Annotated in this window: 16 protein-coding genes; 7 read left to right on the top strand and 9 right to left on the bottom strand. The window is 71.3% G+C overall.

The features are described 5' to 3' along the window. From AOK23_RS21400 to AOK23_RS21375, 6 genes are all read left to right on the top strand, one after another. Positions 1–324: fumarylacetoacetate hydrolase family protein (locus AOK23_RS21400; protein ID WP_206336253.1), on the top strand; the 324-nt coding region annotated here is incomplete at its 5' end. Positions 325–436: 112 nt separating this feature from the next. Next, the gene (locus AOK23_RS21395) at positions 437–1,075 is read left to right on the top strand and encodes a TetR/AcrR family transcriptional regulator (RefSeq protein ID WP_055714304.1); all 639 of its coding nucleotides are present in this window, start codon (positions 437–439) and stop codon (positions 1,073–1,075) included. A gap of 218 nt (positions 1,076–1,293) precedes the next feature. Then, positions 1,294–2,751 (top strand): APC family permease, encoded by a 1,458-nt coding sequence (locus tag AOK23_RS21390; RefSeq protein WP_055714303.1) that lies wholly within the window; start codon positions 1,294–1,296, stop codon positions 2,749–2,751. A gap of 114 nt (positions 2,752–2,865) precedes the next feature. Further along, entirely contained in the window at positions 2,866–4,356 is a 1,491-nt protein-coding gene (locus AOK23_RS21385) for an aldehyde dehydrogenase (RefSeq protein WP_055714302.1), read from the top strand. A 38-nt stretch (positions 4,357–4,394) separates the two neighbouring features. Then, the gene (locus AOK23_RS21380; protein ID WP_055714306.1) at positions 4,395–5,111 is read left to right on the top strand and encodes a gamma-glutamyl-gamma-aminobutyrate hydrolase family protein; all 717 of its coding nucleotides are present in this window, start codon (positions 4,395–4,397) and stop codon (positions 5,109–5,111) included. Between the two features lie 7 nt (positions 5,112–5,118). Then, the gene (locus AOK23_RS21375; protein WP_055714301.1) at positions 5,119–6,024 is read left to right on the top strand and encodes a hypothetical protein; all 906 of its coding nucleotides are present in this window, start codon (positions 5,119–5,121) and stop codon (positions 6,022–6,024) included. On the opposite strand, the gene AOK23_RS21370 is transcribed toward AOK23_RS21375, so the two are convergent. Next, positions 6,006–6,836: a VOC family protein gene (locus AOK23_RS21370; RefSeq protein WP_055714300.1), complete on the bottom strand. Its 831-nt coding sequence runs from the start codon at positions 6,834–6,836 to the stop codon at positions 6,006–6,008. The two genes, AOK23_RS21375 and AOK23_RS21370, sit on opposite strands and share 19 nt — an antisense overlap. Continuing rightward, on the bottom strand, positions 6,826–7,377 hold the full coding sequence (locus AOK23_RS21365; protein WP_055714299.1) for a PucR family transcriptional regulator: 552 nt from the start codon (positions 7,375–7,377) through the stop codon (positions 6,826–6,828). The genes AOK23_RS21370 and AOK23_RS21365 overlap by 11 nt, the downstream gene beginning before the upstream one ends. 79 nt (positions 7,378–7,456) lie before the next feature. Here AOK23_RS21365 and AOK23_RS21360 point away from each other — a divergent pair, with 79 nt between their 5' ends. Further along, a complete protein-coding gene (locus tag AOK23_RS21360) occupies positions 7,457–7,702 on the top strand; it encodes a hypothetical protein (RefSeq protein WP_157878107.1) in 246 nt (81 codons plus the stop codon). A 266-nt stretch (positions 7,703–7,968) separates the two neighbouring features. Here AOK23_RS21360 and AOK23_RS21355 read toward each other — a convergent pair whose 3' ends face one another. The 7 genes from AOK23_RS21355 to AOK23_RS21325 all read right to left on the bottom strand — a co-directional run bounded on the left by AOK23_RS21355 (position 7,969) and on the right by AOK23_RS21325 (position 15,219). Next, positions 7,969–9,438, bottom strand: coding sequence for an APC family permease (locus AOK23_RS21355; protein WP_055714297.1), 1,470 nt, complete (start codon positions 9,436–9,438; stop codon positions 7,969–7,971). 86 nt (positions 9,439–9,524) lie between these two features. Further along, a complete protein-coding gene (locus AOK23_RS21350; protein WP_079049601.1) occupies positions 9,525–10,496 on the bottom strand; it encodes a PDR/VanB family oxidoreductase in 972 nt (323 codons plus the stop codon). Then, positions 10,493–11,710, bottom strand: coding sequence for an aromatic ring-hydroxylating oxygenase subunit alpha (locus AOK23_RS21345; protein WP_055714296.1), 1,218 nt, complete (start codon positions 11,708–11,710; stop codon positions 10,493–10,495). The genes AOK23_RS21350 and AOK23_RS21345 overlap by 4 nt, the downstream gene beginning before the upstream one ends. Before the next feature lie 167 nt (positions 11,711–11,877). After that, positions 11,878–12,270, bottom strand: a complete 393-nt coding sequence (locus AOK23_RS21340; protein WP_055714295.1) for a cupin domain-containing protein — start codon at positions 12,268–12,270, stop codon at positions 11,878–11,880. An 87-nt stretch (positions 12,271–12,357) separates the two neighbouring features. Continuing rightward, positions 12,358–13,206, bottom strand: coding sequence for a bifunctional methylenetetrahydrofolate dehydrogenase/methenyltetrahydrofolate cyclohydrolase (locus tag AOK23_RS21335; RefSeq protein ID WP_055714294.1), 849 nt, complete (start codon positions 13,204–13,206; stop codon positions 12,358–12,360). 26 nt (positions 13,207–13,232) lie between these two features. After that, positions 13,233–14,078: a formyltetrahydrofolate deformylase gene (gene purU / locus AOK23_RS21330; RefSeq protein ID WP_055714293.1), complete on the bottom strand. Its 846-nt coding sequence runs from the start codon at positions 14,076–14,078 to the stop codon at positions 13,233–13,235. A gap of 19 nt (positions 14,079–14,097) precedes the next feature. Continuing rightward, positions 14,098–15,219, bottom strand: coding sequence for an aminomethyl transferase family protein (locus tag AOK23_RS21325; RefSeq protein WP_055714292.1), 1,122 nt, complete (start codon positions 15,217–15,219; stop codon positions 14,098–14,100). Positions 15,220–15,297 lie beyond the last annotated feature (78 nt).

Below are 15,297 nucleotides of genomic sequence, written 5' to 3'. Positions count from 1 at the left end.
AACGGCAAGGTCGTCCAGGACGGTACGACCGACGAGATGCAGTGGGACATGCACTACCTCGTCGCCGACATCGCCCGCACCATCACCCTCTACCCGGGCGACGTACTGCTGTCCGGCACCCCCGCCAACTCCCGCCCCGTCCAGCCCGGTGACGTCGTCGAGGTCGAGGTCGAGGGCCTCGGCCGGCTCACCAACCACATCGTCACCGGCCCCACCCCGATCCGCGGCGACGTCGGCGCGCAGCCCACCGAGTCCGAGGAGGTGCTGTCCACGGCGCTGGGCGGCGACTGGGAGTTCCGCGGCGTCCGCCCGCCCCGGCGCTGACCGCGCCCCGCGTCCTGCCGCACCGGGCCGCCGCACCGGGCGCCCGGTGCGGTACGGCGGGCCCCTCGGGCACCCCGCGAGGGCCCGCAACCGTACAGGTAGGGTCACCGGCATGACCGATTCCGCCGACGCGCCCAAGAGCCGGAAGCCGCGCAAGCGCCTGCACTACGGCGAGGGGCGGGAGGCCCTGCTGAACGCCGCGGTCCGGGTGGTGGCGCGGGGCGGACTGCGCAAGCTCACCTACCGGGCCGTCGCGGAGGAGGCCGGGGTCACCCACGGACTCGTCGTCCACCACTTCGGCTCGCGGGACGCGCTGATCGAGGAGGCGCTCGCCCACACCATCCGCACGTCGCTGAGCGTCAGCGCGCTCGAACCCGGCACCGGCAAGGTCGCCGACTTCTCGACGGGCCTGTCGGAGATGGTCACGGCGGACCCCGGGAGGCAGGCCTTCCAGTACGAGCTGCTGCTGGAGTCGCGCCGCCGCCCGGAGCTGCTGCCGCAGCTGAGGGCGCTCTACGACGAGTACTTCGATGCCACCCGGCGTGAGTTGAGCCGCATGCTGCCGGCCGACGCCGACCAGGCGCTGGTCCGGTTGGTGTTCGCCGCGCTCGACGGTCTGGTGCTGCACCAGCTCGTGCTGGGCGAGCCGGAGGTCACGGACGCCGCCGTGGAGCGGCTGCGCGGTCTGCTGCGGCTTCTGGACGCCGACGGCGACCCCGGCCGCGCCGACGGCGGGGACGCCGCCGAGTAGCCCTCCCACCTGCGCTTTCCGAGGCCCCGGACGCCGTTTCGTCCGGGGCCTCGTCGTGTTGCCCGCCCGCGATCAGGGGTGGGCGCGACGGGGGTGTCCACCCAGTGGAAAATCTTGCTCTCACCCCCTTGCCAAACGGATAGTTCAAGCCCACGATAAGGCAACTCGTTTGACCCGAAACGAACCTCCATCCCTCCCCGTCCCGACAGGTGATCCGAGTGGACAGTCAGACGGCGGTCGCCCCGCACACCTCGCAAGGTTCCTCCACGGCAAGCAGGCTCAAGCCCGACTCCCTAGGCGTCCTGGGCATCCTCTTCTTCGTCCTCTCCGCCCAGGCCCCGCTCACCGGCATCGCCGGTGCCGTGCCCATCGCCGTCGTCATCGGCAACGGGGCCGGCGCCCCCGCCGCGTATGTCGCGGCCGGCGTGGTGGTGCTGCTGTTCTCCATCGGCTTCGTCGCCATGGGCCGCCACGTCGTGGACGCCGGCGCCTTCTACACGTACATCGGCAAGGGCCTCGGCCGGTCGACGGGCTCCGGCAGCGCCGGGGTGGCCCTGTTCGCCTACTGCGCGATCCAGGCCGCCATGTACGGGCTGTACGGCGCGACCATGAGCGGCCTCGTCGAGCACTACACCGGCGTCGGCGTCGCCTGGTGGGTCTGGGCGCTGGTCACGATGGCGGTCGTGCAGGTGCTGGGCGCCGCCGGCATCGAGATGGGCGCCAAGGTGCTCGCCGTGTTCGTCCTCGCGGAGTTCAGCATCCTCATCGCCTTCGCCCTGGTGACCTTCTTCAAGGGCGGCGGCCCCGAGGGTCTCGGCTTCACCGACAGCTTCTCGCCGGACGCGGCCCTCCAGGGCGCCCCGGGTGTGGCGCTGATGTTCGCGGTGGCGTCGATGTTCGGCTTCGAGGCGACCGCCATCTACGGCGAGGAGGCGCGGGAACCGAAGAGAACCGTCCCCCGGGCCACCTATGTGTCGGTCGCCGTGATCACCGTGTTCTTCGCCTTCACATCGTGGATGCTGGTCTCCGCGCACGGCGCGCCCAGGGCGACGGCGGATGCGGGCAAGGCGCTGGAGAGCGGCGACGCCGCCGCCTGGGTGTTCGCCCCGATCGCCGACCTGTTCGGCGCGTGGACCGGCGACGTCCTGCCGATCCTGCTGGCCACCTCGCTGTTCGCGGGCATCCTCGCCTTCCACAACTCAGCCAACCGCTATCTGTTCTCGCTGGGCCGTGAGGGCCTGCTGCCGCACGGTCTGACCGCGCTCAACGGCCGTCACTCCCCCTGGGCCGCCGGCACCGTCCAGACCGTGATCGCGGTGGCCCTCGTCGTCCCGTTCGCGCTCCTCGGCAAGGACCCGGTACTGACCCTCTTCTCCTGGTTCAGCGGGGTCGCCGTCCTCGCGATCATGCTGCTGTACTTCCTGACCTCGGTGTCCGTGGTCGTCTTCTTCCGCCGCTCGCGCGCCGACACCCGGCTCTGGAACACGCTGATCGCCCCCGTCCTGGGCGCGCTCGGCATCGCCGGCGCGATCTGGCTGATCATCGAGAACTTCACCACGCTCATCGGCGGCGACCCCACCACCGCCCTCTGGCTCCAGCTGACCGTGCCCGTCGTGCTGGCCCTGGGGCTCGTCGCGGCTCGGCTGACCCGACGGAGCCACGCCGCCGCGGGCTGACCCCGACGTCCCGCCCCGCGGCCGACGGCGGCACCACTCCCCTGGTGCCGTCGTCGGCCCACTCCCGCCACCGATCCGACCTGCCGCCCACCCGACTCAGGAAGAGGAGAGCCGATGCCGGCCCTCGCCCACGACGACCTCCTGCGCAGCGCCAAGGACCTGGACCTGCCCGCCCACCATCACATCGACGGGGCGGACGAGCCGGGCGGTGGCACCGCGTTCACCGTCGTCTCGCCCCGCAACGGACATGTCCTGCGCGAGGTCGCCGACGCCCGCCCCGCCGAGGTCGACCTGGCCGTGGCCGCCGCGCGCCGCGCCTTCGACTCCGGCCCCTGGCCGCACCTGGCGCCCGGCGACCGGGGCCGGATCCTGCTGCGCGTCGCCGAACTCCTCGAAGAACACCGGGAGAAGCTGGCCCTCACCATCAGCCTGGAGATGGGCAAGCCGATCACGGACGCGTACGAGATCGAACTGCGGGCCGCGATCAACACGTTCCGCTGGTACGGGCAACTGGCCGACAAACTCACCGACGAGTCCCCCCACACCGCCCCGGACTCCCTCGCCCTGGTCACCCGGGAGCCCGCCGGGGTCGTCGGCGCCGTCGTCCCGTGGAACTTCCCCCTGACGCTGGCCGGTTGGAAGGTGGCCCCGGCCCTCGCCGCCGGCTGCACGGTCGTCCTGAAGCCGTCGGAGAACTCGCCGCTGTCCGCGCTGCTCCTCGGCCGGATCGCCACCGAGGCCGGACTGCCGCCTGGCGTCCTCAACGTCGTCACCGGCGACGGGCCGGTCGCCGGGCGGGCCCTCGGGCTGCACCCGGACGTGGACGTGCTGGCGTTCACCGGTTCCACCGCGGTCGGCCGCCACTTCCTGCGCTACGCCGCCGACTCCAACCTCAAGCGCGTCTGGCTGGAGCTGGGCGGGAAGTCGCCGAACATCATCCTTCCCGACGCCCCCGACCTGGAGAAGGCCGCCGCCACCGCCGCCTGGGGCATCTTCTTCAACCAGGGCGAGATGTGCACCGCGCCCTCCCGGCTGCTGGTCCACTCCTCCGTCGCCGAGCGCGTCACCGAGGCGATCGTGGCCCGCGCCCGTGAGCTGCGCGTCGGCGACCCGCTCGACCCGGCGACCGAGATGGGCGCCCTGGTCGGCGAGGCCCATCTGGAGCGCGTCCTCGACCACATCGGCACCGGCCGCGAGGAGGGCGCGCGGCTGCTGACCGGTGGCGAGCGCACCCTGACCGGCACCGGCGGCAGCTATCTGCGGCCCACCGTCTTCGACGGGGTGGACCCGGGCATGCGCCTGGCCCGCGAGGAGATCTTCGGCCCGGTGCTCTCCGTGCTGACTTTCGACGACCTGGACGAGGCCGTACGCCTGGCCAACGCCACCGAGTACGGCCTCGCCGCCGGCCTGTGGACCTCCGACCTGTCCACCGCACACCGGGTCTCCCGCGCCCTGAGGGCGGGCACCGTCTGGGTCAACTGCTACGAGGAGGGCGACCTCACCGTGCCCTTCGGCGGCATGAAGCAGTCGGGCAACGGCCGCGACAAGTCCGCGCACGCCATCGACAAGTACACCGAACTGAAGACCACCTGGATCCAGCTGTGACCCCTTCGCCCACGCGCCCCCCGACGCCCACGCGACCCCTGACGCCTCATCGACCCCTGATCGCGATTCCGGCCCGGTTCGCCGCCACCACGTCCGCGCTCCGCTATGCCGCAGAGGTCAACGCCCGCGCCCTGATCGAGGCGGTGTGGCGGGCCGGCGGGGAGCCCGTGAGCGTACACCCCGCCGACCCGGCGGCGGCCGACGTCGCCGATCGGCTCGCCCGCTTCGACGGCGTGCTGCTCCCGGGCGGCGGAGATCTGGCCCCGCACCGCTACGGAGCCACCGACACCCACGACAGCGTCTATGACGTCGACGACCTCCAGGACGCGTTCGACCTCGAAGTCGCCCGCCGGACACTCGACCTGGGGCGGCCCCTGCTGGCGATCTGCCGCGGGATGCAGGTGATGAACGTCGCCCTCGGCGGCAGCCTGGAACAGGACATGGGCGGCGCCGACCGCGAGCACCGGCACGTGGTGCACCCGGTCTCGATCCAGCGCGGCACCTTGCTCGAACAGGCCACCGGTGCCGAGAAGACGGAGGCCTCCTGCTACCACCACCAGCGAGTCGACCGCATCGGTGTCGGGCTCACGGTCACCGCGCGGGCCGTCGACGGCACGGTGGAGGGGCTCGAACTGCCCGGACACCCCGGCTGGCTCACGGCGGTGCAGTGGCACCCCGAGGACACCGCGGACCAGGACCCGGCCCAACAGGCCCTGTTCGACGCGCTGGTGCGCGCCGCCCACCACAGACAGTGAGCAGGACATGGTGTTCTTCGGCCCCAAGCGACAGGCCCCCCGCCTCGCACCCGAACTCGACGACGTCCCGCTGGGCCGGGTGCTGAGAGGCATCGCGGCCGCCCGGGGACCGGGGCCGCAGGACCTCGCGATCGCCCAGGTGGAACGGCTCCTGCGCGGCACCGGGGACGACTGGGACCGCCGCAGCCACCGGGTCGGCGTCCTCGCGCAGGCCGCGCCCGCACTGGCCCGGGGCTGGCGCGAGCGCCGGCCCCGCGACCCGGACGCCCTGGTGCTGGCCACCTGGGGCGAACTGGCGACCGATCCGCGGGGCGCGCTGGCGCTCTGCCGCGTCGCCGCCGACGCCCGGCCGGCTGATCCGACACCGTGGGTGGCTGCGCTGGCCGCGCTGCGGCTTCTGGGGCGGCCGAGCTCTGAGCTCTCTCCCGTCTGGCAGGAGATACGCGCGCGTGATCCATGGCACAGGGAGGCGCACCTGCAGATCCTGGGCTACCTCTCCCCGGAGGAGCAGGGCAGCCAGGCCGCGCTGCGGGACTTCCTCGACGATGCCGTCGCGGTCATGCCGTGGGACGCGCCGACGGCATGCCTGCCCCTGACGGCGGCTGTGCGGCAGTACCACCGCGCAAGGAGCAGCGGGGGGATCGAGGCGCTGGGGATGAGTCAGTACTGGTCGCAGCCGCACACCGCACGGCTGCTGGACCAGGCCAGAACCCATTGGCTGCGACCCGGTCACCTGCGTCACGCGGCAGCCGTCACGGATCTGGGCACACTCGCCTACGCCCTGGTCCGGGCGGGCCGCGGCAGCGACGCCGCCCCGGTCTTCTCCGCGGTCGGCGGACTGGTGACGCCTTGGCCGTGGACCTACGAGGGGGACCCGGTGGAGTGCTACACGGACTACTCCGGTCGGGGGTAGGCGTGCGTGCGGCTCTCGGCCGCACGGCCGTCGCCGCGGACGTGCGGGGAGACGGCGGCGGAGAGAGAGCGCAGCAGGGTGTCCGACGCCCGCGTCTGGAGTCCGAAAGCGATGCCCTGGGGGTCGGTGAGCACGGCGAAGGCCCCCAGGGAGGTGTCGGTGCTCGGCACACGCACCCGTGCACCCAGCTCGACGAGGCGGGCGACCTCCGGCCCCAGATCGTCGACGCGGAAATAGGGCAACCAGTACGGGGCCACGGACGGCGGCAGAAAGTCGTCCATGCCGAGGATGCCCGCAACGGGGCGCCGCTTCGCGACCAGCAGGTGGTACTCACCCGGACCGTCCACGGGCTCGTCCACCGGACGAAGGCCCAGGGCAGAGCCGTACAGGCGCAGGGCGGCGGGGACGGCCCGGCTGTAGAGGTCCACGAAGCCGAGACCGCCCACCGGCTGGTCGCCAGGTGAGGTGTCGCCGTCCGACACCGCGAACGCCACTCCTTCGCTGTCGGAGAGCACAGCCCAGCGTGTCCGGCCTTCACGCAATACGTCGAGCGCACCGCCACCGGACCGCAGAACGAGGTGCCGGGTGACAGCCGGGTCGCGGACCACGAAGGTGGGAACCCAGCAGTGCCTGGGGACGTCGGAGCGGTCGTCGGGTCTGATCCAGGCGACGCGCACACCGCACGCGGTCATCCAGGCTTCGTCGCAACCCCAGCCGAACGCCGCGCGGTAGAACTCGCGGCTCTCCGCGGCGTTCTCGCTGAAGAGGATCACGGAACCGCCGGCCGTCGCGGGGTGCGGGCTACTGGTCATCGCCGACGCTCCAGGTGAGTACGGACTCGGCATCGGCGTCAGGGCCCCAGGTCCAGGCTGTCGTCGCGACCCAGAGATGCATCTGAGCCGCCGGTGTGCTCAGATCCTGCCCGCTCAGCTGCTCGATGAGCCGCAGACGGTAACGCAGCGTGTTGCGGTGGACGAACAGCCGGGCGCTGGTTTCGGCCGGAGAGCAGCCGGTCCGCAGATACGTGTGCAGCGTATGGACGAGATCCGTGTGGTGCCTGCCGTCGTGGTCGATCAGCGGCGCCAGGACCTCGCTGCTCAGTTCGTACAGCGGTACCCGGGCCTCCACGGCGGTCAGCAGCAGCACGGCGGGCAGGTCGCGGGGGCGGTGGGTGCGGACACCGTCACCGCCGCGCAGCGCGGTGCGCGCCTCCAGGTAGCTGATGCGGATGCCCTGCACGCCTTGGTGGCACCCGCCGACACCGACGCGAGGATGCGCCCCGAGCCTGCCCAGATGCGTGTGACACAGGCGGGCGACGTGCTGGGCCGCGTTGTCCGGCACCACGAGGACCACCCGGCCGTCGACGATGCAGGTTCCACGGGAACGTCTTCAGCCGGGCGGGGAGGCACTCGGTCTGGCCGACGACGACACGATGGCTGCCGGCCGTGTCGAGTCCGTACTCGGCCAGGCGGCGTGCGGCTTCCGACTCCGGGGAACGCCGGGTGAACAGGTCCTCCAGTACCTGCCCCAGGAGCTCGCGCCGACCGCTCAGGGAGGCGTTGCGGCGCGAGAGCTCGATCCCCACCAGGCCCGCCGCGAACCCGAGCAGCGGCTCCTTTCCTTCCACACACCGGGCACTCAACACCGCGACGCGCTCACCGTCGAGATCCACCGGTAGGACGAGGCACCCGGCGACCGTCGTGCCACGTTCGTCGGGCACGACGCCAAGGATCTGCTCGACGGGCCACTCGGCGCGCGACGGTGCACCGGCCAACATCCCGCCCCGGTGGTCGAGGACGGCGACGGGCACGCCGATCAGACGGTGCAGAACGATCATCAGTTCGGGGAGTGGCCGGGCCCCGAGCATGGCATCGGCCAGTGCTCGGTGCCCCAGCAGTTCCTGGTCGGCCGGCGGCATGCCGCCCGTCGGCCCGGGCGCCGTGGTCACGGTGCCGTGGGCAGCGGGTCGGGCCCGGGAGCCCCGGCCTCCTGACCGTTGTCGTCATCGCGGTCACGCCAGCGAATGGGGCGTTTGTCCTGCACGACCTGCCGGTAGGCGAACAGCACCACCGACAGCACCAGGATGCCGACACCGATGGCCGTTTCCTTCGGACCGCCATAGCCCGCGTCGGAAGGATGGGTGACGCCCCAGACGGTGACGAACAGGTTGAGCAGGAAGATCGCGACGGCGACGGGTACCCACACCCGACCTCGGCGGATCGGCCGGGGCCAGTGCGGTCGGTCCCGGCGCAGCAGGACGAATGCTCCCACCGCGAGCGTGAGGGCGGTCATGTAGCCAAGGTTGCTCGCCAGCAGGATGGCCACCGGGGTGGACAGCAGAACCACGTGCGCGGTGTTGATGATCCCGTCGAGGGTGAGGGAACGCCCCGGCACGCCCCAGCGGTTGAGATGGTCGAGCTGGCGCACGGTCATGCCCTCCTGGGCCAGGCCGTACAACGCCCGGCCGCCGTCGGCCGTCGTCGAGATCATCGCCAGCCACAGGGACAACACCAGGACGACCGTCCCGATCCAGCCGTATCCGCCGAAGAGCTGGTCGAAGGCGACGGTGACGTACGCGATGGGGTTCTCGGCCAGCTTCTGCTCCCCGATGGTGCCGGTGACTCCGAGCGGGATGGCGACGAACGCCACGAGCATGAACACCGAGGTGGCTCTGAGGGCCTTGGCGGTGTCACGGACCGGGTTCCGGTACTCGGGAGCGAAACTGGCACCGATCTCGACGCCGTACGTCGTCCACGCGGTGAGGTAGTACCAGACGACGATGGTGCTGAACGTCAGCCCGGAGCCCCAGCCGAGGCCGTCGGCGTGCCATTGGCCGCGGACGACCCCGAGCACGGCGACCAGCACCAGACCGATGGTCACGACCACTCCGGTGATCTTGTTGATGGTGGTGGCCAGGCGGATGCCGACATAGTTGACGCCCCAGGCCAGCCAGATCGCCGCGATCGCGAACACGTGCGAAAGCCCGAGGTGGTTGCCGAGGAAGCGGACGGTCCCTGTCGACCCGGTGAACCACTGGGTCTGGACGATGCCGCCCAGTGCCGAGGCGGTGACCGCGATCGACAGGGACCAGCCGATCCAGTAGCCGAAGGAGGCGATGGCGCCGAGTGGGGCGAAGTAGCGCTTCCAGCCCTCGATGGCGTACCGGGCCACGCCGCCGGACTTGTCCGGGAACATGGCGGCGAGCTCGGCGAACAGCTGGTTCTGCAGCAGTCCGACGCAGGTGGCCGCGACCCAGATGAGGATGGCCGTCCAGGCGCCGAGGATACCGACGGCGTAGCCGAGCGACACGAACAAGCCGTTGACGCACACGATGGACAGCGCGAGGCCGTCCCGCCAGTTCAGGGTGTTATGGAGCTTCTGCGGCTGCTCCGCCGCAGCGGGGGTGGTTGACATGGCCTGCTCCTTGCGGATGGACGGGCCCGGGGCGGTGGGGGCGGCCGGTGCTCGTGATGAGGGGGAGAGCGGCCAAAAGGCCCTCTTCAGATGTCCAGCACCAGGCGGTCGCCCCGACAGCGGGACACGCACAGCACCATCGTCGTGCCGGATGCCCGTTCGGCCTGGCCGAGTATGTCGTCGCGGTGGTCCGGGACGCCGTCGATCACCGTGGTCTGGCACGTACCGCACAGGCCCTCGCGGCACGAGGTCATGACCGGCACGCCCGCCGCGGTCAACGCGTCCGCGATCGATTCGTCGGAACGGACGGTGACCTCGACACCGGTGCGGCGCGCCACTACCCGGAACGTATGGGCGGTCTCAGCGCCCTGGGCGCTCCGCGAGGCGGTGAAGCGCTCTTCGTGGTGGTGGCCCGGGAGCCAGCGGTCGCACCGCTCGCGTACGGCCTTCAGCATGCCTTCGGGGCCGCAGCAGTAGACCTCGGTGTCGGTGCGCGGGCGCCCCAGTATCTCGTCCAGATCCAGTCGGCCCGCACTGTCCTCGGGGACGATCCGCACGCGGTCGCCGAAGCGGGCGAGATCCCGGGCGTAGGCCATGGAGTCGGCGCTGCGGCCGCCGTAGAACAGGGACCAGGACTCACCCTCTCGTTCGGCCTGCCGGACCATCGGCAGGATCGGTGTGATCCCGATGCCGCCAGCGATGAACAGGAGCCTGCGTCCCCGCGCCTGGAAGGGGAAGTTGTTGCGCGGGGCGCCGATGGTCAGCGTGTCCCCGCCCCCCAGTGTGTCGTGCAGGTACCGAGAGCCGCCGCGGCTGTCGGGCGTGCGGAGAACGGCGATGACGTACGCGTCGCGTTCGGCCGGGTCCCCGCACAGCGAGTACTGGCGTACCAGCCCTGTGGGGAGGTGCACGTCGATGTGCGCGCCCGGCTCCCACGGTGGCAGGGCGCTTCCGTCGGCGGGCTCCAGCCTGAACGAGCGGACCCGGTCGGCCTGGTCGCCGATGGCGCTGACGCGCACGGCCAGTCTGCCGACGTCCTGTGGGGCGGCGGAGGTCATGTGCTCGCTCCCGCGTCGGCGAGGTCGCCGGTGCCCATCGTGTTGACCTTCGCCTTGCCCCAGCGGCCGGTCAGGTAAGCCTCCGCGACCTGGGCCTGGAACGCCCGGACGGCGTCCTCCCGTTCGTCGAACGGGCCGGGACGGAAGCCCTCCGACTGCATGCCCCGGTACACCGACTCGCACGCCGCCAGATCCTGCTCGTTGGTGATGTCCCAGAAGTCGGACGCGAACGACGGGTCGAAGTCCGGCCGGGCCGCGACGTGCTCGGGGAACAGCCAGGAGCACTCCACCACGGTGCGGCCCGGGGACAGGGGTGTCAGCCGGTGCGTCATGACGTAGTCCGGCTGCAGGGTGATCAGCAGGTTGGGGGCCAGGGAGAAGTAGGTGACGCGACGGGCCTGTTCATCCGTGAGCCCCGGGATGCGCTCACCGCCGCTGCGGCCGTCCAGGGACATCGTCTGGGCCTCGTCGCGCAGTTCCATCGGCCCCCCGATCCACATGCCGGTGTGCGCGTAGCCGCGGGCCGTCTCCGGGGGCGAGACACGGCACAGTTCGGGGTGGATGGACGGGCAGTGATAGCACTCGAGGTAGTTCTCCAGGACCAGCTTCCAGTTGGTCTCCCGGGTGTAGGTGTGCGTCGCGCCCGTCACCAGTGTGCCGTTGAGCCACGGTGCGGCCACTTCGGTGAGGTTGCCGACCCACTGCTGGAAGTCGGGTGCGTCACCGGAGGCGTTCACGAACAGCCAGCCGAACCATTCGGTGATCCCTAGGGGCAGCAGTGGCCATGCCTTGGTGTCGAAGTTCTGCGAGTCCATGAACCGGGTGGCCGAGCGCAGTTCGCCGTCGAGGCCGTACACCCAGGCGTGGTAGGGGCAGCTGACGGCACGGCGGTTGGCGCATGCGCCTTCCGCCAGAAGCTCGTGCCCGCGATGTCGGCAGGTGTTGTGGAAGGCGTGCGCCTGGCCGTCCTGGTCACGCGTCAGCAGGATTCCCTGTGTGCCCACGCGAATCGCCTTCTGGTCACCTGGCTGCGCGATCTGGTCACTGCGGCCCACGCAGACCCAGGCGGCCTCGAACAGGTGCTTGCGTTCCCATGTGAGGACATCGGGTGAGAGGTAGGCCTCGACCGGCAGGGTCCGGGCCTCGGAGAGATGCTCTTCGAGCGCGGGGTTGAGGCCGGCGGGGTCGAGGGGTGCGGAGACGGGTCCGGTCATATCGATCGAACTCCCTGTGGAGCGAGTGGGTCGGGAAGTGGGTGACATCACCAATGTGGCTGGAAAGTCACGTCCCGTATGTGGGCCGGTGCACAAGGTGGGTGTCCGCTCTTGTGCGCGCGTACATTGACCGGCCCGGTGTGCGCGATGCCCTCGGTCGCGTGCGGTCAGGACGGGCCCGGGGTGTCGGGCCGGGGGAGGATTCGCTCGTAGCCGTGGATGCGGCTCGGGCGTCCCTGGGGGTCGGGGCCGTAGACCGCGAGCATCCGCGCGTACTTGGGAGCCCAGTACGTGCCGACCGCGCCCGCCGGGACCAGGACGAGATCCCCGGTGCGCACGTCCGTCGTCTCCCCGTCGCACCGCACGAACAGGTGGCCCTGGAGGACGTAGTTGAGCTCGTCGTGGGGATGCTCGTCGGTCCAGGACTCGCCGCGCAGCTCCCACTCCATGACTGCCAGTTGCTGAGGCCGGCCCGGCGGCGCGTGGGCGATGAAGGCATGCCCGCGAGGGCCCTCGCCGCGCCGCGCCAATGGGGTCGCCGGGAACTTCCGTGGAGGCATGGTGCCGTCCTCTCCGTGGTGGCGTACGGCGGTGTGGATCCCTGAGGACGGGGCCGCGTCGTCCGCGCGGCGCGGCCCCGTGCCTTCTCAGCCGCGCTCCGCCGCCTCGACGATGTTGGTCAGCAGCATGGCGCGGGTCATGGGTCCTACTCCGCCGACGGGCGGGGCGAGGGAGCCGGCGACCTGGTCGACGTCCGGGTGGACGTCTCCGAGGATGCCTTCGACGGTCCGGGTGATGCCCACGGACAGGACGGTGGCGCCCGGCTTGACCCAGTCGGGCCTGACCAGGTGGGCCACACCGGCCGCGGCCACGACCACGTCGGCGACGCGAGCATGGGCGGCGATGTCCTGGGTGGCCTCGTGGCACAGGGTCACCGTGGCGTGCTCGGTGCTGCGGGTCAGCATCAGGCCGAGCGGGCGGCCCACGGTGAGCCCGCAGCCGATGACGCAGAACTGCTGTCCGGTGATGGGCACCTGGTTGCGGCGCAGCAGGTCGATGATGCCGCGCGGGGTGCAGGGCAGCGGTCCGGGCATGCCCAGTACGAGCCGGCCCAGGTTGGCGGGGTGAAGCCCGTCGGCGTCCTTGGCGGGGTCGATGAGCTCCAGCACGGCGTGGGTGTCGATGTGGGCCGGCAGCGGCAGCTGGACGATGAAACCGGTGCAGGCCGGGTCGGCGTTGAGCCCCAGCACGGCGGCCTCGACATCGGCCTGGGTCGCGGTGGCGGGCAGCTCCACCCGGATCGAGGCGATGCCGACCTGGGCGCAGTCGCGGTGCTTGCCGCCGACGTAGGAGTGGCTGGCGGGGTCGTCGCCGACGAGGATGGTGCCCAGGCCGGGAGCGACGCCCCGGCGCTTGAGCACGTCCACCCGCTCGGCGAGTTCACGTTTGGTCTCGGCTGCCGCGGCCTTCCCGTCGAGCAGCGTGGCGGTGGTCATGTCGTACGAGCCTCTCGATGCGGTCGTCAGGCGAAGACGACGGTGCGGGAGCCGGTGAGGACGACGCGGTCCTCCGCGTGCAGCCGGACCGCCCGGGCCAGCACGATCCGCTCGACGTCCCGGCCGATCGCGACCAGTTCGGGCGCGGTGTGGCGATGACCGACGCGGACGACGTCCTGCTCGATGATCGGGCCCTCGTCGAGGTCGGCGGTGACGAAGTGGGCGGTGGCGCCGATGAGTTTGACGCCCCGGTCGTGGGCCTGGTGGTAGGGCTTGGCGCCCTTGAAGCCCGGCAGGAAGGAGTGGTGGATGTTGATGACCCTCCCGGACAGCTTGCGGCACAGGTTGTCGGAGAGGACCTGCATGTAGCGGGCGAGCACCACGAAGTCGACCTGGTGCTCGGCCACCAGGCGCAGCAGTTCGGCCTCCGCCTCGGGCTTGGTGTCGCGGGTGACGGGAAGGTGGACGAAGGGGATGCCGTACCGCTTCACGACCGGTTCCAGGTCGGGGTGGTTGGAGACGATCAGCGGGATGTCGACGGGCAGTTCACCCAGGTCCCAGCGGTAGAGCAGGTCGACCAGGCAGTGGTCGAACTTCGACACCATCAGCAGCACCCGGCGGCGCTGCTCCTCGGGCCGGACGGTCAGGACGGGGTCGAAGCGGGCCAGCCGCAGCGTGAGCTCGTCCCGCAGCTTCTCGGTGTCGGCCTCGGACGTCTCCAGGCTCACACGGATGGTGAAGATACCGGTGCCGGGATCGGAGAACTGGGCGCTCTCCAGAATGTTGCCATGGGCCTCCGCGACGCCCGCGGCGAGCGCGTGGACGATGCCCGGCTGGTCGGGGCAGCGGAGCGTGAGAACGTAGCGTTGCACTGTAGGGATCTCCGTCGGGTCAGGCCCGCACGCGGGCGCGCTCGGGGTCGTACACGGGGGTGGGCCGGACGGTGGCGTCGGCCTTGGAGCCGTCGGCGGCGACGGAGGTGAGCGCGGTGCCGGACTTCACGGCGTCGCGGTGGACCCGGGCCAGGCCGAGGGTGGCGCCGTCGAGGGCGGGGGAGGGCAGCGCCATGGTCACGTAGCCGATGTCCCGGCCGTCCAGTTCCAGCCGGGCGCCCTCGGCGGCCTCCGGCGCGGCGTCCACGACGACGCTGACGACACGCCCGGTGGCGCTGTCCTTCTTGGCCAGGAGCGCGTCACGGCCCTGGAAGGGGCCCTTGTCGAAGTCCAGCGCCCAGCCCATCCGGCACTCGAACGGGGTGACGGTGTGGTCGTACTCCAGCTCCCCCATGATCATTCCGGCTTCGGTGCGGCAGGTCAGCAGGGCGATGGCGCCGAAGGCCCTGATCCCGAGGTCCGCACCCGCTTCGAAGACCGCGTCCCACAACGCGAGCGCCTGCTCCCGCGGGACCTGGATCTCGTAGCCGAGCTCGGCGGTGAAGCCCAGACGGCTCACCTGGGCGGGTATGCCCGCGATGAGGGCGTCGCGCAGGAAGGTGTAGTAGGGGAACGCGGCGTTGGAGACGTCGACGTGGGTGAGGCGCTGGAGGACGTCCCGGCTGCGCGGGCCCTGCAGGGTGAGCACGGCGGACTCGTCGCGGCGTTCGGTGACCGTGGTCCCGGCGGGGGCGTGCGCGGCCAGCGACTGCATGGTGGCCGGGTTGCCGCCGGTGACGACCACGTGGTCGGGCGCGAGGACGGCCACGGTCACGTCGTCGAGCATCATCCCGTCGGCGTCGACCACGACCCCGTAGGCGATGCGTCCGGCGCCCAGACCCTTGACGCTGCGCGAGAAGACGGCGTCGACGGCGGCGACCGCAGCCTCACCCTCGACATGCCACTTGTAGAGCATCGAGTACTCCGAGGCCCCGACGGCGGTCCGGATGGCCAGGTACTCCTCGGCCGGGTCGCTGATGGCCAGCGGTACGGCGTTGCCGTAGATGTCGATCCACTCCTCGACTCGGTCCGCGTAGCGGGGAGCGAACGGGGTGGTGGTCAGTCCTTCGGGGATGGCCATGGGGACTCCAGTGGAGAGAGGAGAAGACGTGCGCTGCAGCGAGAATCTATCCATCTGGATAACTTGTCAATAGGATAG

The organism is Streptomyces torulosus (genome assembly GCF_001419765.1).
GTDB lineage: Bacteria > Actinomycetota > Actinomycetes > Streptomycetales > Streptomycetaceae > Streptomyces > Streptomyces torulosus.
Note: the sequence above shows the minus strand (reverse complement) of the source record. Positions and strands in the feature narration are given on the sequence as shown.